Origin of the sequence: Bradyrhizobium genomosp. III (assembly GCF_000261705.1) — a bacterium.
In the GTDB taxonomy this organism is placed as follows: domain Bacteria; phylum Pseudomonadota; class Alphaproteobacteria; order Rhizobiales; family Xanthobacteraceae; genus Bradyrhizobium; species Bradyrhizobium ottawaense.
The window spans coordinates 1-22,296 of record NZ_AJQF01000009.1; the positions used below are offsets into that span (position 1 = coordinate 1).

A 22,296-nucleotide genomic window follows, 5' to 3' on the forward strand; every position below is an offset into this window, starting at 1 on the left:
GTCGCGATCGCGGTGAAGATGAAGGCGACCAAGGCCGATTTCGACGCGACGATCGCGCTGCATCCGACGGCGGCCGAAGAGCTCGTCACCATGCGCACCCCGACCGCGCGCCACGTGCGCCAGGCCGCGGAGTAGGCCTCACTTGCGAAGTCACTTCACTCGGTTTCGGTGATCTTTCCCTTGCCTTCGCAGGCCTCGCATTTGACCGGGTAGACTTTGCGGCCCGGCGCCGCCTTGATGGACAGAGGAAAGCCCGTTCCGCTGCACGCCGGGCAGGTCCGCTCTTTGATTTTCGGGGCCATGGTCGTTCCTTTCCGACAGCTTCATACATTCTCAGATCAATGCAGCGTTTCGGCCGCGGCTTCGTCGATTGCGGCCATCAAATCGGCCGTATCCGACTGTTGGATCATATGACCCGCTCTCGCGACGCGTCGCATCTTGCTGTGCCTGATTTCCTCATGGAGGCGACCGGACTGTTCGTCGATGTCGATGAAGCGCCCCTGCGGCGGGTTCTCGCGTTGAGCCTTGTCGGCGAGCTTTCGATTGACGACCGCAGCCGTGGCCATCAAGGCGACAGGCGCGGCAATCGCGGACGCGACCGGATTTTCTGCAAGAACGCGAAGGCTCGTGGCCGCCAAAGATGGCGAACGTTTCTTCAGTATGCGCATCTGAAAACTTTCGATGAAGATATTGGAAGGGAAGAAAGGGAGCGTACGCCCATGGCCTGATCTCGGGGACGCATGCATCCATGGGCAGACGCAACAGGAGAGGCCGCGATATGTTCCTAAGTCCCACGGATTGGTACGGCAGGAAGACTGTCACTCAAACGGAAGCCCCGCCGGAGCATCGTTCATCGGCACGTGAAGTGTGGTCGGGGTATGGCCACGGGCCGGATGCCGGGAACGTATTTTCGGCGCCGCGCTCTGGTGAATGGCGATTGAGACCCCACATTGAATGTATCGCTAGCACAACACACGACAGGCGCTAGTGGCCGAGAGACGTTACAGCGCTCCCGCCGAAACAGGAGGCGCGCATTGAACGTTTTGCAATATCCCCTGCATCTTTGTCGCAAGTTTGAACGCCGCTGGAGCGCGAAGGTGGTTCAGGACGACGGCGAAATGACCGCGTCGCAAGCGACGGTCGGCTGCGCCGTGTGCGGGCGGCTCGCTGCGGCCCCGGTGCACTCGACCTACTTGCCCATAGGCAAGTTCGTCTATCAATGGCGGTGTACTGTGTGCCGAAACTCCTGGCAGACTTCTGCCGATCCCGCGAGCGGCACGGAGATCCAGGTCAGTCGGTCCGGGCATCTTCGGGAGAATGCCGGACGCTGTCTGACCCTGGAAGGCACCGCTCCCAGCGACGCGGCGCGCAAGCGGTACAGGCGGATGGGCGATGCTTGGCTCGCTCTCGCGGAAACTGAGGATTGGCTCGACGGCGCGGTCCCGCCGGTCCTGCGCCCTAAAAAGGCGCAGGCTTGATCGACCTCGACTCTCCCAAGGCAGAGAATCGCAGCCGCATCCATCAGGCGGGTTCACTTGCCGAGCGTCTGGCGGCCGATGCACTGAGATTGCGCGAACAGGCCGCGCGCCTTGAACCCGGTGCAGAGCGCGACGCGCTTTTGAACAAAGCGCACCGCAACAAGATGGCTGTCGATATCAATGCCTGTCTGACCTTTCCGGGGCGCCGGGTCCCGGAATAGCCAACGGGACCTTCTACGCTCGGTCGTACAAATATCCGACCGGCTTGCCTTCGGTCCGCAGGGGACGCATGTCCTTCTGTGTGATGATCTGGCCGGCGAGACCGTCGATCTCGTCGCGCTGCGTCGGCGTCCAGCCGCGAAGGTCGTCGATACCCCTGAGAAGGCCGAGCCGGAGCACCTGCGTGTTCTCGCCGACCGCAATGAGGCTGATCGAGCTCTTGCCTGCGGTCACGACGTCGCCGGCCGCGAGCTCGAAGGTCTCGCCCGCCTTGGTCCTGAATTCGGCCGTGCCGCGAATGACGCGGTGGATCACCACCTCGCCCTTGGCGAACGAGGCGGCATCCGCGGATGCCAATGTACTCTTCGGCAGAAGCGACCCGCCGCGCGGGTCGGTTGCGATGATGTGGCCGGTGACGAGCTGGCCGCTCGGCGCCTCGATGCCGATATCGCGCACGTAAACCGGCAGCGCTGACTTGATCGAGCCGTCGCAAAGCGGCTTGAACAACGCATCCAGCGCCAGCGGATCCTGAAGCCAGAAGCCGGCATTGGCCGGGCGATCGTGCAGCGGATGGCTCCAGGCCACGCGCGGCGTTTCGGCTTCGTTGATCTGATCGGGACCGACGATGGTGGGATTCGGAAAGGTGGTGGGATCGGTGATGAAGGCTTCGAGGAATTTGCCCGAATAGCCCATCGAGACCGGATCCGGTACCACCGTCTGCGGCGTCTTCAAATTCTCTTCGGTCGTCAGGCCCGACCAGGTGTAGAACAACTGGCGATGCACGATCGCGCTTTGCAGCATCGCCGCGCCGGGGCCGACATTGTAGAAGCGCCCGTCATAGTCGAAGGTGAAAGCGCCCGAGGTGACCAGCACGAGCTGAAAGCCGCCGGGCGGCAGATGCAGATGGAAGTCGGTGGGACCGGTGTCGGGACGGTAGATCGGCAGATTGGTCGCGACTTCGTGCAGCAGGAAGGTCTCGTTGTTGGCGTGAAAGCCTTCATTGGCGCGATTGTAGAGCGCTTGCGGACGATACGTCGCCTCGAACTTCGCATTCCGGTCGCGATCGATTGCGACGAAGTCCTGGGTGTTGAGGCGGAGCGGCGCGCCATTCGGATGGGTGAGGCCGGTCGTCTTGAGATCGCCCGCAGCATGCACGTTCATGACGTTCTCCGCTCTGCGCCGTTGCTTCGCTTGCACCGTCATTGCGAATTTTGGGCCAGTTGGTTTGCGAAGGAGCAAGCCGGCCTGGCGCCGCGATGCCGGCGTGCCCGTTCGGGAAAAATCCGGTGGCTGCACGGAGGGTTAGATCGACGGCTTGTCCTGATGGGTCGGACGCGTACCAGGGACGCGCACTTTCGGCGTAGCGAGGGGGCTGTCTAATTTGTCGGCAGGCGCGAGTGCGCGTGCAGCGGCGGCGGTGCCGGATCGGCCCGATGGCGCTTCGGGATTCAGCGAAAACGTCGCGACCGGGCAGGGCGGTGATTGACAGAATGTTCATGTTTTGTTCTTATGCTGCGACCGAGATGGAGGCCGCCATGGACAACCGCATCAACGAAATCCGCAGAACCATCAGAGCGCTCCGCGTGAGCATGCGCGAAGCGGAAGCGATCATGCATGAGCAGATCAACCGCGACGAGGATTGCAGCTTCGTGGCGCAGGAAGTCATCAAGATGCGCTCGGTCATGAGCCTGCTCGTGAAGGAGCGGATCGCGCTCGGCGATGACGAGCCGATCCTCGTGAACAATTTCTTCATCCCGCGGCGCCGGCCGACGCGAAAGCCGGTCGCGGCTCTTTCCCCGACCGTGGATTCCGTGTTCCGTCCGCGCGTGGTGGCGCGGGTTTGACGAAGAGGCCAGCTCAATCAAAGGCGTGAGGCGCGGCCCGATCCGGCTTGCCGGCCGGGCTGTCAGCCCACTTTGCCATCTCCATGGTCCGTGCGTCGACGCCCTCGCACCAGAAGCAGCTTGGCCGCGCGCGGCCGTTCTCGGACAGGATCGGGACCAGGCTGTGGCCGCAACCGGCGCACCAGGCGATGTCAGTCATGCATTCCCCCACGGCGTAGCAAATTCAGAAATGACGTTCTCGTCCGCGAAGCTTGCGCGGGCGCTATGACGGCGCTGGAGCGCTGCGCCCGATGGGCGCGCTCGTCCCTGAAGTCGTCGATGTCGCGATCCATCGTGACACGGCCGCGATGTCGTCGCCGCTTTCGCGATAGGCGCGAAGCTGGAATTCGGCCGAGCTGCCGCGGTCGACAATGGTGCGGCAATGCTCGATCTCGGCGATGCAGCCCAGGGCGTCGGCGTCCCCGGCGGTGTCGTCGATGATTCGGGAGAGCATCTCGGAGATCGTGACCGGTCCGTCTCTGGAGCCGAAGATGCAATCGGTGCCGTAGCGCTGGGCGCGCCATTTGTTCTCCACCGCAATTGCGCGTTCGACCGCGGTGACCCCTTTGGACAGATCCGGTCGCAGATAGAGGTGGCGCGTCAGGCAGCGATAGAGCGAGGCGATGGCGACGGCGTCGTCGACGAAGGTGCAGGTGTCGGGCGCCCGAAGCTCGAGGGTCGGATGCCGCATTGACGGGCGCATCGCCCACCAGATGTGGCTCTCGTCGGGAATCACGCCGGAGCGCTGCAACGCGCCGACATAATCGTCGTAATCCTGCCTGCTCTCGAACAGTTCGGGCAGGCCGGTGCGCGGCAGCTCGGAATAGGCGGCAAGCCGGTAGCCCTTCAGTCCGGTCTTGTGCGAATTCCAGAACGGGGAGGACGCGGACAGCGCGATGAACAGCGGCAGATGCGGCAGCATCGCCCGCATCACCGCCATGCGCTTCTCAGGATCGGGCAACTGGACGTGCACATGCATGCCGCACATCATGTTGCGATGGCCGATGCTGCGCAGATCCTCGATCATCTCCTCATAGCGCGGTTTCGGGCTCGGCTGCGACATGCGCCAGACCGCGGTCGGGTGCGTGCCGCAGGCCATGATCACGAAACCATATTGCGCGGCGACGTTCGCGACTTCGCGCCGCAGGAAGCGAAGCTCTTCGCGGGCGTCGTTGACGTCGACGTGGACGTTGGTGGCGACCTCGAGCTGGGATTGCAGCATCTCCCGCATGGCCTGGCCGCCGGTCGACCAGTTCGCCGACTCGAAGAGCTCGTTGGGCGTTTCGATCGCAACGTCGAACGTGCGCCGATCGGCCAGGAAGTATTCCTCCTCGATTCCGAAGGAATATTCAGCCGCCTTGTCGCCGCCGCCAGCGGAGCGAATCACGAGATTCTGCTTGTCGCCCGAGGAATCCAGGCGAAGCAGTTTCAAAACGTCTGAAGCAAATGTCATATCCCACCCGGCAAAGATCACCTGCGGGCACTAATCCTTCTGGTAGGGGCGGGTTCCCTGTCGGCGCTACTGCAAATTGTCGCGTCGAACGGAACAATCTTCACGTTTTCGGACGCGCGCGCGATCAGCGCGTGATTTGGCGGCACTTCGGTCCAGTCCGATTCCTTGTCGAAGGGTTCGGACACGACGATGACCTGGCCGCCGTCCTCGCGGTAATAGAGCGTATTTGCGGCGTCGTTGACCGCAACTCGAAACGCATAGAGATCCCGGCCGTTGGCGATCGCACTGGTGAAGCGCAGCCGTTCGCGCAGCTGGCCTTCATTGACGAGGCCGACGAGGGCTTGCAGCACGCGCCGCGTCGCTCGAAGCGGATCGCCGTCGAGGCCGGCGCCCATCATCGCCAGGAACACGGCTTCCGAGTCGGTCGTGCCCAGCCGCGACGGATAATAGGCATCGGGGATCAGCGCCTCGACCTTCCGCCGCAGCCGATTCCAGCTCCCGACGAATCCGTTGTGCATGAACATCCAGTGGCCGCAGGCAAAGGGATGGCAATTCTGCCGCGTCACCGCCGTGCCGGTGGCGGCGCGCACATGGGCAAAGAACAAATGCGAGCGCAGATGCCGGCAGAGGTAGCGCAGGTTTTCGTCCGACCAGGCAGGGCGGGTCTCGCGATAAAGGCCGGGCTCCGGATGCTCGCCGTACCAGCCGAGACCAAAGCCGTCGCCATTCGAGCCCGCCGTGGATTGCAGCGAGCGGATGCTTTGCGCGACCAGCGAATGTTCGGGCTCGGTGACATAGGGCTCAAACGAGGTGGTCTCGCCTCGGTATGCGATCCAGCGGCACATGGGGTTCCTGTGAGGCGGCGGATGGGTCGTGAGCTGCACTAACCGACGTGCCGGCCTCGTGGTTCCCGGCGCCAAGCAGCGATCACGACCAGAGGCGGCTTCAGTGTTACGATGCGGCAATTCGAAATTGGAGGCTGCGATGAACGATCAAGCCGTATTGGCCGCGCTTCAGCGTCATTGGGACGCCTCGGATGCCAATGATTTCGAGGTCGAGCACGATATCTATCGCGAGGACGCAGTGCTCGACTATCCGCAGTCGGGCGAGCGCATCCGCGGTCGCAGGAACATTCAGGAGAGCAGGTTCGTGCAGCCGAACCAGAAGCGCTTCACGGTTCGGCGGATCGTTGGCGGCGGCGATCTCTGGGTCAGTGAATTCGTGCTGAGCTATGACGGGGTGCCGTCTCATGTCGTGAGCATCATGGAATTCCACGACGGACTGGTGACGCGCGAGACGCAATATTTCGGCGACCGCTTCGATCCCGCGCCATCCCGTGCGCATCTGGTCGAGCCGGTAGGGTGAGACGCGTTGATGCAGGTGCGCGACGAAATGGTGGCCTCTTGCCTCGGACGCAGCGCAGCGCCGACTTAGCGGTGCGCAGCGCGTCCGGAACACGATGCCCGACCACGGAACCGATGCGGCGGCTGGTCGCAGCCGTGCCGCCTTGATTCCGACAGGCCCACCTTTATCTCTGACACGAACAAGAATCCGGGCCCCTCTGGCGAGGACGCCGACGACGTCGGCAAACCTCGTGATGTCGGATGACCTGTCCCGCGCGAATGCGATGGATCGGCCGATCGTCGGGCCTCTGTACGTTCTCTCCGACCATTCGTCCCCATCGCAGCTCCGTGCGGTCATTTCGCAAGTTAAGGGAGCAACGATGTCTGACGCCAAATCCTCAAATCCCATCGAGATCGAGATCACGGAACCGTCCCGCCTGAACGAGCAGGCCGCGGCCGCGTTGGTAATCGTGGGCGCGCTGGTCGCGGTTGCCGACCGGCGCGTTTCGGCGGTCGAGCGCGACGAGGTGATCCGCTTCATCAGGGATCGCAAGCTGGCGCCGCACATTTCGGAAGAACGGCTCTACGCGATGTTCGACGAACTGGCCGAACGGCTCGAGGAGCCGGATTTTGCCAATGTCGTGATCGACACGCTGCGGCCGGTTTCGAACCTGCCGCTCTCGTCCCATCTGATGGAGCTGTCGGAGCGCGTGGCTGCGGCGGATGAGGACGTCCATCCTCATGAAGTGCAGGCGATCAAATTGTTGCGCTTGCTGACGCTGGTGCTGCCGCGCGCGAAACCGGTCGTGCCGAGTGCTGCGGGTGCCGAACGGCAGGCTGCCTTGAAGGAGTAAGCATGAGCACAGTTTCGGACGAGCGCACGGCGAAAACCGAGGGCGCCGGTCAGATGGCCGGCGGAGACCCGCGTCTGGACAAGCTCGTCCACCGTTTGCCGCCACGCATGGGCGACACCTTCGCCTATCTGCTCAAGCCGTCCAGCCGCTGGGTGCGAATCCCCTCGGGCACGCTGCTGGTCGTCGGCGGTGTGCTCTCCATCCTGCCGGTGCTCGGCATCTGGATGCTGCCGCTCGGCCTCGCGCTGCTCGCCGAGGACGTGCCTGCGCTGCGCTCGTCGCGTTCGAAGGTCTTCGACTGGATCGAGCGCCGCAAGCCGCATTGGCTCGATCCGTCTGCCCCAAAAAATGATCAAACATGACTGAATTCATCACACCCGAAGCGCTTACGGCCCTCCTTCAAGTCGTCCTGATCGACCTCGTTCTCGCCGGCGACAATGCCGTCGTCATCGGCCTCGCCGCAGCGGGACTGCCGGCCGAGCAGCGCCGTCGCGCCATCATCGTCGGTATCGCCGCCGCCACGGCATTGCGCATCGTCTTCGCCGGCGTCGCGACCCAGTTGCTGCAGGTCATCGGCCTGTTGCTTGCCGGCGGCGTGCTGCTGCTCTGGGTTTGCTGGAAGATGTGGCGCGAGCTGCGCGAGCAGGCGCATGCGCGGCAGCTGGCGTTCGGCCATGGCGGCGGCGCGGATGGTGCGGCCGTGCAGCGAAAGACCTTCGGTCAGGCCGCGGTGCAGATCGTCGCCGCCGACGTCTCGATGTCGCTGGACAACGTGCTCGCGGTCGCGGGCGCCGCGCGCGAGCATCCCTACATTCTCGTCTTCGGGCTGTTGCTGTCGGTCGCGATGATGGGCGTCGCCGCCGATCTGCTTGGCCGGGTGCTCCAGAAGCATCGCTGGGTCGCCTATATCGGCCTCGCCATCATCATTTACGTCGCCTTCGAGATGATCTATCGGGGCTCGCTCGAGCTCGCGCCGGTCATAGCGAGTCTCTGAGGCGACAACTCTTTCCGCAATCCGGAGTAATTCATGACGTCCGAACCCCAAGCACCTTCGGCGCAGGCCGAGCCGCCGCGCCTAGGCCTGTTTGCGCAGCTCATCTTTGGCTCGCGTTGGCTGCAGGTGCCGCTCTATGTCGGCCTGATCGTCGCGCAGGCCGTCTATGTGCTGCTGTTCCTGAAGGAGCTCTGGCATCTGGTCGCGCACTCGTTCGACGCCAGCGAGCAACAGATCATGCTGGTCGTGCTCGGGCTGATCGACGTGGTCATGATCTCGAACCTTCTGATCATGGTGATCGTCGGCGGCTACGAGACCTTCGTTTCCCGCCTGAACCTGACCGGCCATCCCGACGAGCCGGAATGGCTGAGCCATGTCAATGCCAGCGTGCTCAAGATCAAGCTCGCGATGGCGATCATCGGCATCTCCTCGATCTCGCTGCTCAGGACCTTCATCGAGGCCGGCAATCTCGGCACCACGCGCAGCAATTTCACCGAGACCGGCGTGATGTGGCAGGTGCTGATCCATCTGACCTTCATCGTCTCGGCGATCGGCATCGCCTGGGTCGACCGCCTCAGCGAGAGCGGCCATCGCAAGGAGGCCGGCCACGGCTGATGAACCTGGCCGTCCGAAACCTCCCGAGCGGCCAATCCTGAGCCCGCCTGATCGTCCGATCGGCGGGCTCCTTTTTGAGATCGATAAAATTGTCTGCAATCCGCTCAGCCGTGGCAAACCCTGCGGACAAGAACCGCGCGGCCTTAAACCTCGGCTTTGGAACCGGCGTGCATCCTGCCGGCAAAAGGGCAGGGCATCAGCATGTCAATTCTAAGGGAGATCGTCGCCGCGCTCGCGGGAGTCTACGCGCTCCTGTTCGCCTGCGACGCATTGTTCGGGGTCGGCGAGGTACGCTTCGACGACGCCTATTACCGCGCCAGCTTCTACGCGCCGAGGCCGAAGGAATTCCGCTTCGCAGACGGCACCACGCCGGCGGCGCGCGTCAGCGATGCCTTCGCTCAGTTCTCGGCGGGCGAGGCCAAGCCGAACAGGCGCTACTCGTCGCTGACGACGATCGTCCGGTAGGGCCGCTGCTCATTGATCCGCTATCCGCCTGACGTCCGGTTTACCGCCGGCATCGGCCGAGGAGCGGATGGCCTCCGAGGTCGCAGATGGGCCCAGTTGCGGACGTCGGCCCGAGCGCCGCAGGAGGTCCGCTATGGGGCCAAGTCGGACATAGCTTGGCTTGGCCTCCAATCCGATTAATTCAGGGCGAATAGACCAAGCGCAGCGCGAACATCGCGCAAAGTGGTATCTGTTATCTCACGCGCTCGCGCGGTGCCGTGCTTGACGACTTGCAGCACATATCCAGGATCACGAGCCAGTGCGCAGCGACGGTCTCGGATTGGCGCGAGAAGTGCCTGCAGTACGTCCTCCAGACGTTTCTTGACAATGCTGTCGCCCAAACCGCCGCGGATATAGCGTGCCTTCAAATCCTCAACCGTGATGTGATCTTCGTCGAACGCATCCAAGTACGTAAAGACCACGTTGCCTTCGACGCAACCGGGATCAGACGCCTTTAGATGGTTTGGATCAGTAAACATACGCCGTACGGCCTCACGTATCTCATCAGCCGTTGCTGATAGCTGAACAGTATTTCCCTGCGATTTGCTCATCTTGGCTTTGCCGTCGATGCCAGGAAGACGTCCGACGCGAGGAATAAGCGCGTGGGCTTCTGGCAACACGTCAACACCAGCTTGGCGATTGATGCGGCGAACAACCTCATTCGTTTGCTCAACCAATGGCGCTTGATCTTGTCCAACCGGGACAATCGTCGCTTTGAAACCGGTGATGTCTGCGGCCTGGGCGACGGGATAGCAGAGAAAGCCTGCAGGAATATCTCTGTCGAAACCTCGCGCCTGAATTTCGTCCTTGATGGTTGGGTTGCGCTCAAGCCGCGCCACCGTGACAAAGTTCATGTACAGCAGGGTCAAATCGGCCAACGCCGGAAGGTGCGATTGAAGACAGATCGTGCTCTGGTTCGGGTCGATGCCGACAGCGAGGTAGTCTGTCGCGATCTCAAGGACGTTGTCACGCACCCGACTGGGGTTGTGCGCGTTGTCGGTGAGTGCCTGGGTATCCGCCAGCAGCAGGTACTGCCGGTGCGTTGTCTGCAGGGCGACGCGGTTCTTCAACGAACCGACGTAGTGCCCTAGGTGCAACGGTCCGGTTGCTCTGTCGCCGGTCAAGATAACAGGGAGGGTAGCTGATGAATCTTGCATCGCGGTTCTCCAAATTAGGAGCCGCCGGTCAATCGGACTTTTTGATGAAAGCAACCTCGCAAGCCGATGAACGGCGGCGACGGTTGGGTAATGACAAAGCCGTGCCGCTCCTAAGTGGAGCGCCACCACAAGTTCGCGAAAGTGATCACGACGACAGTCATGTGTACGATATTGACGAAACTTCCAAGGAAAGCAAGTCGTCTTGATGTCTCAAATGGGTCACAAGCAGTAGATCACGCTCAAGGCGGTGACTTCCGCTTCACGGTGGCGAGCCGACATTTAGGAGTACACGTCCTGATTCATGCCTACGCCGGCGGCCCGCGACCTCCTGCTTGGCCGCTTGCGCGTCGGCGAAGGCGGCTGTGCGGGAGTCACACGCCTTTCAGCGCCTGCATGGAAACCCGAGCCGCTGCCGGGCACGATCTACAACACCTTGTGTTGCCCGACGGGCAAAACACGCGAGCTCTGGGGCAACCCTCATCACCGAAAATATTCCACTTTACCGAAATTCGGAAACCGCGTATGTGTCGCGGCATCCCGGCCCAATGAAGAGGGGCGTATCGCGATCGTCACGAACGCGGGCCGGGCGGCGGTGGACGTGGGTCACATCGGCGCCAAGGATTCCGCAGGGCGGGCAACCGTGAGCGAAACACCTGGCGCACACGACCGGTGTGATCGGCGTACGGCAAAATCGTGTCGTCCTGGCGCCCGGGGTCTGTGCGCCAAGTCTTGCGGTGATGTGGCGGCCCGACCGGGCACGCGCATCAGTCATCTACAAGGCGACGGGGGCAATAGTGCAACGCTCCCCGGGGAGAGCACGACATAAGCCGTAAGCCCACTGCGCAGGGAAGGCCGGATGTACGGCTTCACCTGTATGCCGCTGTGCAGCTTCTTGTTACGCAGAATTCGCACAGTGGACCGCGGGTGCCAGCCGGCGCCCGGTCTTCCCTGCGCCCTCTTTCAAGTGAGGGTGAAGCGATCAAGCAAAGCTCGGGCGAAATGCGCCGCGAGGATGATCAATCATGTGTGTCATTGAACGAAGGTCTCGTGCCCCGGACGCGGCGCAGCGTCCCTTCGACGATGCGCTGCAGAGCCGGGGCCCATGCATCAACGAGTGCCGTGGCCTGCTGGGTCCCGGCTCTGCGCAGCAGCGTAAGGACGCTGCAGCGCGTCCGGGACACGAGAGAGACGCAGATCGCCACACGCGCCCTCATTGCAAGAAGCCCTTGCACAAGCAATCGAGACTGTCTCCGCGAAGGCATTCCGGAAGCTCGGGCGAAATGCGCCGCGAGGATGCGAAGGCGTGTCTCAGTCCCCCTGGATCCATTCGGCGACGCCTCGCCACAGCGTGTCGCGGTGCTCGGGGCGGAAGAAGCCGAAATGGCCTATTCCTTTGGCGCCGACCTCGGACGGCTTGACGTTGAGCACCTCCGGCTTGATCGCGGTGAACCCGCTCGCGAGCAGCTCGACCGCCGGCCGCGTGGCCCAGGGATCATCTGAGAAGCACAGCGCCCGCAGCTCGCCCTTGAACTTCGCAAAATTCTCCAGCGCCGGCAGCTTGGAATCGAAGAGATAACGGGGGCTCGAGACCCACTCGGCCCATTGCAGGAAGACGCCCTTGGGCAAATCCTCGCCGACGCCGGCCCAGCCGGGGGCATAGCCGAGCGTATGGGCGAGCGGTACGCCAATGAGGTTCATGAAGGCGAAGACGCGGTATTTCTCCGGCGAGGTCATCAGCCGCCAGGTCGCGGCCTGCGAGGCCACGAAGGCGGCGCGCGAGATTTCGCTGTTGTTGGCGATCAGCCCCAGCGCCTGACCGCCGAAGGAATGGCCGACATAGGCCAGCGGCAGGGTGTTGTACCGCTCCCGCATCCAGCTGACCGCGGCGGTGACGTCGAGCGCGGCCCAATCCGACATCGAGGCCCTGAAGCCGACCAGCGATTTCGGCTGGTTGTAGCCGACCATCGCCGGCAGCCGGGAATCGCCGATGCCGCGATAGTCGTAGGTCAGGACCGCGCAGCCGCGATGGGCGAGATAGCAGGCAAAGCCCCGGTAGATCTTGCGCGGAACGGCGGTTGCCGAGTTGATCAGCACGGCATGGCGCTTGGTGCCGCGCGGCAGGAACAGGGTGCCGGCCAGGGCATACCCGTCGGTCGCCGGGAAGTTGATCTCGTCGATGAAAACGTCGTCCAGTGCCGCGTCCATGGGCGCAAGGTATCCTGCCAGTTGCCTCGCCCTCCCAGCAAATGCGAATTTGGCTTTCCCCGCAAGGGTTTGCAGTACCAAATGGATTTACAACTGGCGATGTCGTGCCAGCCTGTGTATAAGGCGGCCCTCGCAACCCCCAGATCAGGTTGCACTTTTTTGCTTCACGGAGAGATTGCGATGTCCGAGCGGTGGACGCCCGAGTCCTGGCGCAGCAAGCCGGTGCTACAGGTGCCCGACTATCCCGACGCCAAGGCTCTGGCGGACGTCGAGGCGCAGCTTGCGACCTTTCCGCCGCTGGTGTTCGCCGGCGAGGCGCGCAACCTGAAGAAGGCGCTGGGGCGCGTTGCGGCCGGCGAGGCCTTCCTGCTGCAGGGCGGCGACTGCGCCGAGAGCTTTGCCGAGCACGGCGCCAACAACATCCGCGATTTCTTCCGCGTGCTGCTGCAGATGGCCGTGGTGTTGACCTACGCCGGCGCGGTGCCGGTGGTGAAGGTCGGGCGCGTTGCCGGCCAGTTCGCAAAGCCGCGCTCCTCGCCGACCGAGAAGATCAATGGCGTCGAGCTGCCGAGCTACCGCGGCGACATCGTCAACGACATCGCTTTCACCAAGGAAGCGCGCGTGCCCGATCCGCAGCGCCAGCTGATGGCCTATCGCCAGTCGGCGGCGACGCTGAACCTGCTCCGCGCCTTCGCCACCGGCGGCTACGCCAATCTCGGCAGCGTGCATCAGTGGATGCTCGGCTTCCTCAAGGATTCGCCGCAGTCCCGCCGCTACAAGGAGCTGGCCGACCGCATCTCGGATGCGCTCAACTTCATGCGCGCCTGCGGCCTCGATCTCGAGGCCCATCCCGAGCTTCGCGCCACCGATTTCTACACCAGCCACGAGGCGCTGCTGCTCGGCTACGAGCAGGCGATGACCCGCGTCGATTCCACCACCGGGGACTGGTACGCGACCTCCGGCCACATGATCTGGATCGGCGACCGCACCCGCCAGCTCGATCACGGCCATATCGAATATTTCCGCGGCATCAAGAACCCGATCGGGCTGAAATGCGGCCCGTCGCTCAAGCCCGACGAGCTGTTGAAGCTGATCGACGTGCTCAATCCCGACAACGAGCCGGGCCGGTTGACGCTGATCGGCCGCTTCGGCTCGGACAAGGTCGGCGAGCATCTGCCGAACATGATCCGCACCGTGAAGCGCGAGGGCAAAGTGGTGGTCTGGTCGTGCGACCCCATGCACGGCAACACCATCACCTCGACCTCGGGCTACAAGACGCGCCCCTTCGACCGGGTTCTGTCTGAGGTGAAGTCTTTCTTCACGATCCATGCCGCCGAAGGCACCCATGCCGGCGGTGTGCATCTGGAGATGACCGGGCAGGACGTCACCGAGTGTATCGGCGGCGCCCGCGCGATCACGGACGAGGACCTCAACGACCGCTATCACACGGTCTGCGATCCCCGCCTCAATGCCGAGCAATCCATCGACATGGCTTTCCTGATCGCCGAGCTCCTCAAGCAGGAACGCGCGGGCAAGGCCACGCCGATGCCGGCCGCAGCGGGGCTCTAGGATCTTGCTGCGGATCTGGAAGGCCACGATCAATTCCCGTAACGGTCTGGCCTTTGCGTTCCGATCGGAGCAGGCCGTCCGCGAGGAGATTTTTGCGCTCCTCGCCTCGCTGCCGCTGGCCTGGTTGATCGGCGCGACCGCGATGCGCGCGGTCGAGCTGGTCTGTTCGGTTGCGTTCGTCCTGACGGTCGAGCTGCTCAACACCGCGATCGAAAAGCTTGCCGACCGGCTGACGATGGATCACGACAAGCAGATCGGGCGGGTCAAGGACATGGGCTCGGCCGCCGTCGGCGTCGCGCTGCTGATGGCCGGCGCGTTCTGGATCATCGCCATCATCGAGCGACTGGGACTTATCTGATCGGAGCGCGGCGGCCATGACCGAACGTCTCAAAGCATTCGCGGTCACGCTCGCCCAGCTCAATCCGACCCTGGGCGACATCGAGGGCAACGCCGCCAAGGCGCGCAATGCGCGCACGCGAGCCATCGCCGACGGCGCCGATCTCGTGCTGTTTCCGGAATTGTTCATCGCCGGCTATCCGCCGGAGGACCTCGTGCAGAAGCCGGCCTTCCAGGCGGCCTGCCGCGCTGCGATCGAGGCACTGGCCCGAGAGACCGCCGATGGCGGGCCGGCCATGCTGGTCGGCACGCCCTGGGTCGAAGACGGCAAACTCTACAATGCCTGCGCGCTGCTCGACGGCGGCCGCATCGCCGCACTTCGCTTCAAATGCAATCTGCCAAACTACGGCGTGTTCGACGAGAAGCGGCTGTTTGCGCGCGGCCCGGCGGCGGGGCCCGTGACTGTGCGCGGCGTGCGCATCGGCGTCCCCATCTGCGAGGACATCTGGCTGGAAGAGTCCGAGGATTACGAGAACGTGGTCGAGACGCTGGCCGAGACCGGCGCCGAGATCATCCTGGTGCCGAACGGCTCGCCTTACGCCCGCGACAAGAACGACGTGCGCCTGTCGGTCGCGGTGGCGCGCGTGACCGAAAGCGCGCTGCCGCTGGTCTATCTCAACCAGGTGTGCGGCCAGGACGAACTGGTGTTCGACGGCGCCTCCTTCGCGCTCAACGGCGATCTTTCGCTCGCGGCGCAATTGCCGTCCTTCGAGGAGAGCATCGTCACGCTGCGCTTCATCCGCAACGGCGACGATTGGCGCTGCACGGGACCGATCGCCGAGCAACCCGAGGGCGACAAGGCCGACTACGCCGCCTGCGTGCTGGGCCTGCGCGACTATGTCGCCAAGAACGGTTTTCCCGGCGTACTGCTCGGCATTTCCGGCGGCATCGACTCGGCTCTCTGCGCGGCGATCGCGGTCGATGCGCTCGGCGCCGATCAGGTGCACGGCGTGATGTTGCCGTATCGCTACACCGCAGCACACTCGATCGCCGATGCGGGCGAGCTCGCCGGCCATCTCGGCATCCGCTATGAGGTGCTGCCGATCGCAGAAGCCGTGACCGGGTTCGAGACCATCCTCTCGGGCCTTTTCAAGAATCTGCCGCCTGATATCACCGAGGAGAACTTACAGGCCCGCAGCCGCGGTACGCTCCTGATGGCGATCTCCAACAAGACCGGGTTGATGGTGGTGACGACAGGCAACAAGTCCGAAATGTCGGTCGGCTACGCCACGCTCTATGGCGACATGAACGGCGGCTTCAACCCGATCAAGGACATCTACAAGACGCAGGTGTTTCGGCTGGCGAGCCTGCGCAACGGCTGGAAGCCCGATGGCGCGCTCGGGCCGGCGGGCGAGGTGATCCCGCCCGACATCATCACACGGCCGCCGAGCGCAGAGCTGCGCGAGAACCAGACCGACCAGGATTCGCTGCCGCCCTATGAGGTGCTCGATGCCATCCTGGAGCGTCTTGTCGAGCGCGAGCAGCCGCTGGATCAGATCATCGCGGCCGGTTTCGATCGCGAAACGGTCACCCGCATCGACCATCTGCTCAACGTCGCCGAATACAAGCGCCGCCAGGCCGCGCCCGGCGTGAAGGTGACGCCGAGGAATTTCGGCCGCGACCGCCGCTATCCCATCACCAACCGCTTTCGCGACAAGGGCGAGGGGCTGCCCGCCGGGGACGAGACGCTGGTCTCGCGCGGCAGCAAGGCGTCGATCGACGCGTTCGAGGGCTGACTTAGAGACTGGGCCTGCCGGCGCTACGACGGGGTTGCGAAGAACAACACCCGAAGCAAGTGCGTGTATTCGGATTCGAGCACCATGATCGACACAAATACCAATACCGCGATCGGCGGCAGCAGGATTGCATAGGCCAAGGCCAGTCGCTCCCAGGCCATGTGCATGAAGACGGCGACGATCAGGCCGGCCTTCAACATCATGAACAGCAGGATCAGCGACCACCTCAGGTAGCCGTGCAGGCCAAAGTAGTCGACGAGGTAGGAGCACGTGCTGAGGACAAACAACCAGCCCCAGACCACGAGGTAGAGCTTGATCGGGTGCTGTTGACCCTTGGCGTGAACGGCTCCTGTTGCGACTGCGCCATGCGCCGGAGCGTGGAGCTGTCCTTCCATATGTATTGTCGCGTTTGTCATGCGCCGACCTCACCAAAGATAGAAGAATGCAAAGATGAATACCCACACGAGATCGACGAAGTGCCAGTACAGGCCCGTGATCTCGACGATCTCGTAATAGCCCTTGCGGCTGGTGAAAAAGCCGCGCCTCTCGACATCGAAGTCTCCCCGCCAGACTTTTCGCGCGATCGCGATCAGGAAGATCACGCCGATCGTCACGTGAGTGCCGTGGAAACCCGTGATCATGAAAAAGCTGGAGCCAAACTGTGCCGCGCCCCATGGATTGCCCCAGGGGCGAACGCCCTCCATGATCAGCTTGGTCCATTCGAACGCCTGCATTCCGACGAATGTTGCGCCAAATGCCGCTGTGACCAGCATCAGGATTGCGGTTCTCACGCGATCGCGGCGGTAGCCGAAATTGACCGCCATCGCCATCGTTCCGCTGCTGCTGATCAGCACGAAGGTCATGATGGCGATCAGGATCAGGGGGATGTGGTTGCCGCCGATATTGAGGGCGAAGACTTCGCTGGGATTCGGCCAGGGCACGGTCGTCGACATGCGCGCCGTCATGTAGGAGAGCAGGAAGCAGCTGAAGATGAAGGTGTCGCTGAGGAGGAAGATCCACATCATGGCCTTGCCCCAGGACACGTTCTTGAAGGCGCGCTGATCGGACGCCCAGTCGGCGGCGATGCCGCGCCAGCCTTCAAGCTCCGCAGTCGATTGGCCCGGATTTGTCAGCACGGTTTCGGCCATCTGGTCACGCCTCCCTAGCTCAGCAATCGGCGACAGATGTCGACGAAATCGTCGGTCCAGCCCGTGAGAAGACCGAGCAGCACAAGCCAGACCAGCAGCAGGAAGTGCCAGTAGATGGCGCACAGCTCCACGCTCAAGCGCATGTCGGCGATCCTGGCGCCACGCCACATCTTGGTCGAGGTTCGGCCCAAAGCCACCAGACCGCCCGTCAGATGCAGCCCGTGCACTGCGGTCAACAGGTAGAAGAAGGAGTTCGCCGGATTGGACGCCACGAAATATCCGGCCGCACCGAGCTGTTGCCAGGCCAGAAGCTGTCCGCCGAGGAAGATCACGGCAGCTGCGCCGCCCGCGAGCAGGCCGATCATGACGCCTTCAGCGTCGTCTCGGCGCGCGGCCACGTAGGACCATTGCAGCGCGATGCTGCTCAGGACCAGGACCCCCGTGTTGAACCACAGCAGCCGCGGCACAGGCAGCGCCCGCCAGTCCACCACGTTCATGCGCATCGAGTAGGCGCTGATGAAGAGGACGAACAATGCGCTCGCGACGGCGAGAAACACGCCAAGTCCGATCTTCGCTGCCGGCCAGGTCATGGCGTCGCCGCCGGGGAAGTCACCGGCCGGACCTTCCTCCAGCCAGGGCCTGGCCGTCAGCCGCTGCTGCGACAGCCACCATCCGGCGACGACCGCGATCACAGCCACGAACAGGATGACGGCACTCACGAAGCAGCTCCTTGAACGACGTGCGTCGCGCGCGGCGGCTGGTTCTGCGGAATGAAGTCCTCCTCGGCGCCGGGTACGCTGTAGTCATAGGCCCAGCGGTAGACGACCGGCAGCTCCTTGCCCCAGTTGCCATGCCCGGGAGGGGTCTCCGGCGTCTGCCATTCCAGCGTCGTCGCCCGCCACGGATTGCCGCCTGAGGCCTCACCTTTGAACAGGCTCCAGGCAAGATTGAACAGGAACACCATCTGGCTGAAGCCGACGGTCAAGGCCACCACGGAGATGAAGGCGTTCAGTGAATGGGCCGAGGACGGGATGAACGACGTATCTCCGAGTTCGAAATACCGGCGCGGAACCCCGAGCAGCCCAAGATAGTGCATGGGGAAGAAGATCAGGTAGGCGCCGAGGAAAGTGACCCAGAAGTGAAACTTGCCGAGTGCGTCATTGTACATTCGCCCCGTGACCTTGGGGTACCAGTGATAAATCGCACCCAGCACGACCATGATCGGCGCCACGCCCATCACCATGTGGAAATGCGCGACTACGAACATGGTGTCGGAGAGGGGCACGTCCACGACGACGTTGCCGAGGAAGAGGCCGGTGAGCCCGCCGTTCACGAAGGTGATGATGAAGCCGAGGGCGAACAGCATCGGCACCCGGAGATGAATGTCGCCGCGCCACAGGGTCAGCACCCAGTTGTAGACCTTGATCGCGGTGGGAATGGCGATGATGAGCGTAGTGGTGGCGAAGAAGTACCCGAATTGCGGGAACATGCCGCTCACATACATGTGGTGCGCCCATACGACGAAGCTGAGCGCGCCGATGGCCACGATTGCCCAGACCATCATGCGGTAGCCGAAGATGTTCTTGCGCGCATGGGTGCTGATCAGATCGGAGACGATGCCGAAGGCGGGCAGGGCGACGATGTAGACCTCGGGATGGCCGAAGAACCAGAACAGGTGCTGGAAGAGCAGCGGGCTGCCGCCACCATATTTCGACAGCTGGCCCATCTCGACCAGCGAGGGCATGAAGAAGCTGGTGCCCAGCAGACGGTCGAGCAGCAGCATGACCGAGGCAACGAAGAGCGCAGGGAATGCCAAGAGCGCCATGACCGTCGCCGTGAAAATCCCCCACACCGTCAGGGGCAGGCGCATCAAGGTCATGCCGCGGGTGCGCGCCTGGAGCACCGTGACCACATAATTCAGCCCGCCCATCGTGAAGCCGATGATGAATAGGATCAGGGACGACATCATGAGAATGATGCCCCAATCCTGCCCGGGCGTTCCGGAGAGGATTGCTTGCGGCGGGTACAGCGTCCAGCCGGCGCCGGTGGGGCCGCCAGGCACGAAGAATGTCGAGGCCAGCACCAGCACTGCGAGCAGATAGACCCAGTAGCTCAGCATGTTCACATAAGGGAAGACCATGTCCCGGGCGCCAACCATCAGCGGGATCAGGTAGTTGCCGAAGCCGCCGAGGAACAACGCGGTGAGCAGGTAGATCACCATGATCATGCCGTGCATGGTGATGAACTGGAGGTACTGGTTGGCATCGATGAAAGAGAACGTGCCGGGGAAACCCAGCTGCAGTCGCATCAGCCACGACAGCACGAGGGCCACCAGCCCGATAGCCGAGGCCGTCAGCGAGTACTGAATGGCGATCACCTTGGCGTCCTGCGAGAAGACATACCGTGTCCACCAGCTCCTCGGATGATAGAGCTCGACATCGGGTACTTCGGCAGGCGGCGCGCCAGCGATCCCTTCATATGGAATATCGACCATAGAGAACCTCCTCGGTCGTTTCCATCGGGGGCGACGAGTTGGTCTCACGCACCCGATTCATCTTCGCGGCGGCGCCTTGCTACTTGCCGCCGGATTGATATGCCGCCTTCACGACGGTGTTTGCCGGCGACAATTCTGCAAACGTCTTCTGTTGCTCCAGCCAAGCGTGATATTCACGCTCTTCGTCGATGATGACCTTGGCCCGCATCTGATAGTGAGCCGCGCCACAAAGCTCCGCACAGAGAACGTCGAACGTTCCGGTTCGGATCGGCGTGATCCAGAAATAAGTCACCATGCCTGGAACCATGTCCATCTTGGCCCGGAATTCGGGCACGTAGAAATCGTGCAGGACATCAACCGAGCGGAGCAGAACCTTGACCGGCTTTCCCAGTTGAAGGTGCAGGTCGCCGTTCTCGATCACGACGTCGTCCCGCGCATGCGGATCGTCGCGATTGAGTCCCATCGGATTGTCGGAAGCGATGTTGCGGACATCGGATGTGCCGAGCCGCCCGTCCTTGCCCGGAAGGCGGAAGCTCCATTGCCATTGCTGGCCCATGACCTCGACCTCGGTGGCGTCCGCAGGCACGGTCACGAACTGATGCCAGACCACGAGGCCAGGCGCCAGCATGGCCGCGACACCGATTCCGGTCCCGACGCTCAGCCACCATTCGAGCTTTTTGTTCTCGGGATTGTAGTCAGCCCGTCTTCCCTCTTTGTGGTGAAAGCGGAAGACGCAATAGGCCATGAAGGCGATTACGGCGACGAAAACAAAGCCCGTGATCCAGAACGTGATGTTGATGGTGTGGTCGATATAGGCCCAGTTCGTGGCGATCGGCGTCCACCACCATGGGCTGTAGAGGTGAAACAGCACCGAGCCGATCGCGACCAGAAGCAGTATCAGTGCGACAGCCATCCTGATCCATCCTTGCCATCAAAGGCTACGGATACGAATCCCAGGGCGGAGCTCATGTCTGTCGCGATGGCTGGCCTTTCTCGGTTGGCACTTATGCCATCGCCGGCCTCTTGCCTCGCCCATTCCACCGGCCGCGAAATCAAGAGAATGTTCGCGACCATCAACTCTAAGGGCGTCTGCTTCTAAAATGATACCAGCCTAACCCGGCGTCAATAGCGCAATGGTAGGTGCCCGACGTGGGGTGATCGCCGTGCTGGCAAGCCGACGAAGCATCTGGCGCGCATGTTGGGTCTGGGTGATGCAACGCACAAATCCGTGCTGGTGCACAATTCACTCAACCGTGAGTGCAGCTTTGCGCCGCAAGCGCTAAACTTTGCGAGGCAGGTCGCGACGGGTTCCGTCCGGCCAGGCTCGTTCGCTGAACCTGAGTTGCCGTACTCGACCCATCGCGTTTCCTGCTCATCAGGCGGACACGCGTGGCTGGAAAGCGCGTGTTATCGAAACCGCGATTTTCAGCACGGGAGGGTCCGTTCATGGCCACTCTGTACTCCCACGACATCATCAGGCGGCACGTATTCGGCGAAGCGGCCTCCTATCCCATTCGCAAGATCAGCCTGTCCGATCTGACCGAGGCCCTGCGCCTGGGTTGGGAAGATTTCCAGGCGATGCCGAGTCACGCGATCGTCGTGTGCGTGATTTATCCCGTTCTCGGTCTCGTCCTGTTCAGGATGGTTCTCGGCTATTCGGTGCTGCCGCTGCTATTTCCACTGGCCGCCGGCTTTGCCTTGATTGGCCCGTTTGCCGCGATCGGTCTCTACGAACTCAGCCGGCGTCGTGAGCGCGGCGAGGAGGTCGCTGCATGGGATGCGGTCAAGGTGCTGCGCGCACCGTCGTTCGGGGCCATGGTAGAACTCGGCGTGCTCCTGCTGGTCCTGTTCGGGGCCTGGATCGGTGTCGCGAACGCAATCTATGTCTCAATCTTCGGTCATGCGGCGGCCGCAAGCATTCCCGACTTCGCAACGCGCGTGCTGACGACACCGGAAGGCTGGTCGCTCATCATCGTCGGTTGCGGCGTCGGCTTCCTGTTTGCGGTTGTGGCTTTGTGTGTCAGCGTCGTGTCGTTTCCGTTGATGCTCGACCGGCATGCGACTGCGATCGACGCGATCCGCACCTCGCTCCGAGCAGTAGCGGCGAACCCGCTTGCGATGGCCGGATGGGGCCTCATCGTCGCGGTGCTACTCGTGATCGGCTCGGTACCGCTCTTCGTCGGTCTCGCTGTCGTTCTGCCGGTGCTTGGCCATGCCACCTGGCACCTCTATCGGCGGGTGGTCGAGC

Annotated in this window: 28 protein-coding genes; 15 read left to right on the forward strand and 13 right to left on the reverse strand. The window is 62.9% G+C overall.

The features are described 5' to 3' along the window. On the forward strand, window positions 1-135 hold a 135-nt coding region (locus IC66_RS46015; protein ID WP_157157997.1), incomplete at its 5' end, for a hypothetical protein. Window positions 136-155: 20 nt separating this feature from the next. Here IC66_RS46015 and IC66_RS46020 read toward each other — a convergent pair. Together IC66_RS46020 and IC66_RS48095 are read right to left on the reverse strand one after the other, a co-directional pair. Next, on the reverse strand, window positions 156-302 hold the full coding sequence (locus IC66_RS46020; protein WP_157157998.1) for a hypothetical protein: 147 nt from the start codon (window positions 300-302) through the stop codon (window positions 156-158). A gap of 36 nt (window positions 303-338) precedes the next feature. Further along, window positions 339-668, reverse strand: a complete 330-nt coding sequence (locus tag IC66_RS48095) for a hypothetical protein (RefSeq protein ID WP_240536299.1) — start codon at window positions 666-668, stop codon at window positions 339-341. Window positions 669-1,034: 366 nt separating this feature from the next. On the opposite strand from IC66_RS48095, the gene IC66_RS48100 reads away from it, so the two are divergent. Together IC66_RS48100 and IC66_RS44945 are read left to right on the forward strand one after the other, a co-directional pair. After that, window positions 1,035-1,478: a hypothetical protein gene (locus IC66_RS48100; protein WP_240536298.1), complete on the forward strand. Its 444-nt coding sequence runs from the start codon at window positions 1,035-1,037 to the stop codon at window positions 1,476-1,478. Next, window positions 1,475-1,699 carry a hypothetical protein gene (locus IC66_RS44945; protein ID WP_244429064.1) on the forward strand — a complete coding sequence of 75 codons (225 nt, stop codon included), beginning with the start codon at window positions 1,475-1,477 and terminating at the stop codon, window positions 1,697-1,699. Before IC66_RS48100 ends, IC66_RS44945 begins: the two co-directional genes overlap by 4 nt. Window positions 1,700-1,712: 13 nt before the next feature. Here the strand turns inward: IC66_RS44945 and IC66_RS0100470 are convergent, their stop codons facing one another. Then, a complete protein-coding gene (locus tag IC66_RS0100470) occupies window positions 1,713-2,858 on the reverse strand; it encodes a hypothetical protein (RefSeq protein WP_038946275.1) in 1,146 nt (381 codons plus the stop codon). Between the two features lie 374 nt (window positions 2,859-3,232). Between IC66_RS0100470 and IC66_RS47015 the strand changes: the two genes are divergently transcribed. Further along, on the forward strand, window positions 3,233-3,541 hold the full coding sequence (locus IC66_RS47015; RefSeq protein WP_240536297.1) for a hypothetical protein: 309 nt from the start codon (window positions 3,233-3,235) through the stop codon (window positions 3,539-3,541). A gap of 13 nt (window positions 3,542-3,554) precedes the next feature. On the opposite strand, the gene IC66_RS0100480 is transcribed toward IC66_RS47015, so the two are convergent. From IC66_RS0100480 to IC66_RS0100490, 3 genes are all read right to left on the reverse strand, one after another. Beyond that, a complete protein-coding gene (locus tag IC66_RS0100480; protein WP_018319991.1) occupies window positions 3,555-3,740 on the reverse strand; it encodes a hypothetical protein in 186 nt (61 codons plus the stop codon). A 63-nt stretch (window positions 3,741-3,803) separates the two neighbouring features. Beyond that, a complete protein-coding gene (locus IC66_RS0100485; RefSeq protein ID WP_038946278.1) occupies window positions 3,804-5,033 on the reverse strand; it encodes a carboxylate-amine ligase in 1,230 nt (409 codons plus the stop codon). Between the two features lie 17 nt (window positions 5,034-5,050). Continuing rightward, window positions 5,051-5,878, reverse strand: coding sequence for a class II glutamine amidotransferase (locus tag IC66_RS0100490; RefSeq protein WP_028145291.1), 828 nt, complete (start codon window positions 5,876-5,878; stop codon window positions 5,051-5,053). Window positions 5,879-6,017: 139 nt separating this feature from the next. Between IC66_RS0100490 and IC66_RS0100495 the strand changes: the two genes are divergently transcribed. From IC66_RS0100495 to IC66_RS0100520, 6 genes are all read left to right on the forward strand, one after another. Next, entirely contained in the window at window positions 6,018-6,398 is a 381-nt protein-coding gene (locus IC66_RS0100495) for a nuclear transport factor 2 family protein (protein ID WP_038946279.1), read from the forward strand. Window positions 6,399-6,756: 358 nt separating this feature from the next. After that, on the forward strand, window positions 6,757-7,230 hold the full coding sequence (locus tag IC66_RS0100500) for a TerB family tellurite resistance protein (protein WP_028145290.1): 474 nt from the start codon (window positions 6,757-6,759) through the stop codon (window positions 7,228-7,230). Between the two features lie 2 nt (window positions 7,231-7,232). Continuing rightward, window positions 7,233-7,592, forward strand: a complete 360-nt coding sequence (locus tag IC66_RS0100505; RefSeq protein ID WP_038946281.1) for a hypothetical protein — start codon at window positions 7,233-7,235, stop codon at window positions 7,590-7,592. Further along, window positions 7,589-8,224 (forward strand): TerC family protein, encoded by a 636-nt coding sequence (locus IC66_RS0100510; protein WP_028145288.1) that lies wholly within the window; start codon window positions 7,589-7,591, stop codon window positions 8,222-8,224. Before IC66_RS0100505 ends, IC66_RS0100510 begins: the two co-directional genes overlap by 4 nt. Window positions 8,225-8,257: 33 nt before the next feature. Continuing rightward, the gene (locus tag IC66_RS0100515; protein WP_038946282.1) at window positions 8,258-8,839 is read left to right on the forward strand and encodes a TIGR00645 family protein; all 582 of its coding nucleotides are present in this window, start codon (window positions 8,258-8,260) and stop codon (window positions 8,837-8,839) included. 201 nt (window positions 8,840-9,040) lie between these two features. Further along, complete coding sequence (locus IC66_RS0100520; RefSeq protein ID WP_038946283.1) at window positions 9,041-9,304, forward strand: hypothetical protein; 264 nt, start codon at window positions 9,041-9,043, stop codon at window positions 9,302-9,304. 176 nt (window positions 9,305-9,480) lie between these two features. On the opposite strand, the gene trpS is transcribed toward IC66_RS0100520, so the two are convergent. After that, on the reverse strand, window positions 9,481-10,500 hold the full coding sequence (gene trpS / locus IC66_RS0100525; RefSeq protein ID WP_038946284.1) for a tryptophan--tRNA ligase: 1,020 nt from the start codon (window positions 10,498-10,500) through the stop codon (window positions 9,481-9,483). Between trpS and IC66_RS46025 the strand changes: the two genes are divergently transcribed. After that, complete coding sequence (locus IC66_RS46025) at window positions 10,488-10,706, forward strand: hypothetical protein (protein ID WP_157157999.1); 219 nt, start codon at window positions 10,488-10,490, stop codon at window positions 10,704-10,706. The genes trpS and IC66_RS46025 overlap by 13 nt on opposite strands. Before the next feature lie 1,102 nt (window positions 10,707-11,808). On the opposite strand, the gene IC66_RS0100535 is transcribed toward IC66_RS46025, so the two are convergent. After that, the gene (locus IC66_RS0100535; RefSeq protein ID WP_038946286.1) at window positions 11,809-12,705 is read right to left on the reverse strand and encodes an alpha/beta hydrolase family protein; all 897 of its coding nucleotides are present in this window, start codon (window positions 12,703-12,705) and stop codon (window positions 11,809-11,811) included. A 180-nt stretch (window positions 12,706-12,885) separates the two neighbouring features. On the opposite strand from IC66_RS0100535, the gene IC66_RS0100540 reads away from it, so the two are divergent. From IC66_RS0100540 to IC66_RS0100550, 3 genes are read left to right on the forward strand one after another with little or no spacing between them, the layout of a single operon-like run. Next, window positions 12,886-14,274 carry a class II 3-deoxy-7-phosphoheptulonate synthase gene (locus tag IC66_RS0100540; RefSeq protein ID WP_028145282.1) on the forward strand — a complete coding sequence of 463 codons (1,389 nt, stop codon included), beginning with the start codon at window positions 12,886-12,888 and terminating at the stop codon, window positions 14,272-14,274. Window positions 14,275-14,278: 4 nt separating this feature from the next. Then, window positions 14,279-14,632 carry a diacylglycerol kinase gene (locus IC66_RS0100545; protein WP_038946287.1) on the forward strand — a complete coding sequence of 118 codons (354 nt, stop codon included), beginning with the start codon at window positions 14,279-14,281 and terminating at the stop codon, window positions 14,630-14,632. A gap of 16 nt (window positions 14,633-14,648) precedes the next feature. After that, entirely contained in the window at window positions 14,649-16,406 is a 1,758-nt protein-coding gene (locus tag IC66_RS0100550) for an NAD+ synthase (RefSeq protein WP_038946288.1), read from the forward strand. A gap of 23 nt (window positions 16,407-16,429) precedes the next feature. Here IC66_RS0100550 and IC66_RS0100555 read toward each other — a convergent pair whose 3' ends face one another. The 5 genes from IC66_RS0100555 to IC66_RS0100575 all read right to left on the reverse strand — a co-directional run bounded on the left by IC66_RS0100555 (window position 16,430) and on the right by IC66_RS0100575 (window position 20,961). Continuing rightward, window positions 16,430-16,822 carry a cytochrome C oxidase subunit IV family protein gene (locus tag IC66_RS0100555; protein WP_028145279.1) on the reverse strand — a complete coding sequence of 131 codons (393 nt, stop codon included), beginning with the start codon at window positions 16,820-16,822 and terminating at the stop codon, window positions 16,430-16,432. Between the two features lie 9 nt (window positions 16,823-16,831). Continuing rightward, window positions 16,832-17,554: a heme-copper oxidase subunit III family protein gene (locus tag IC66_RS0100560; protein WP_028145278.1), complete on the reverse strand. Its 723-nt coding sequence runs from the start codon at window positions 17,552-17,554 to the stop codon at window positions 16,832-16,834. A 14-nt stretch (window positions 17,555-17,568) separates the two neighbouring features. Beyond that, window positions 17,569-18,273, reverse strand: a complete 705-nt coding sequence (locus IC66_RS0100565; RefSeq protein ID WP_038946289.1) for a cytochrome c oxidase subunit 3 — start codon at window positions 18,271-18,273, stop codon at window positions 17,569-17,571. Continuing rightward, window positions 18,270-20,048 (reverse strand): cbb3-type cytochrome c oxidase subunit I, encoded by a 1,779-nt coding sequence (locus IC66_RS0100570; protein ID WP_038946291.1) that lies wholly within the window; start codon window positions 20,046-20,048, stop codon window positions 18,270-18,272. Before IC66_RS0100570 ends, IC66_RS0100565 begins: the two co-directional genes overlap by 4 nt. A 79-nt stretch (window positions 20,049-20,127) precedes the next feature. After that, a complete protein-coding gene (locus IC66_RS0100575; protein ID WP_028145275.1) occupies window positions 20,128-20,961 on the reverse strand; it encodes a cytochrome c oxidase subunit II in 834 nt (277 codons plus the stop codon). 533 nt (window positions 20,962-21,494) lie between these two features. Here IC66_RS0100575 and IC66_RS0100580 point away from each other — a divergent pair. Then, window positions 21,495-22,296 (forward strand): DUF2189 domain-containing protein (locus IC66_RS0100580; RefSeq protein WP_038946292.1); only part of this gene is annotated, 802 nt, incomplete at its 3' end.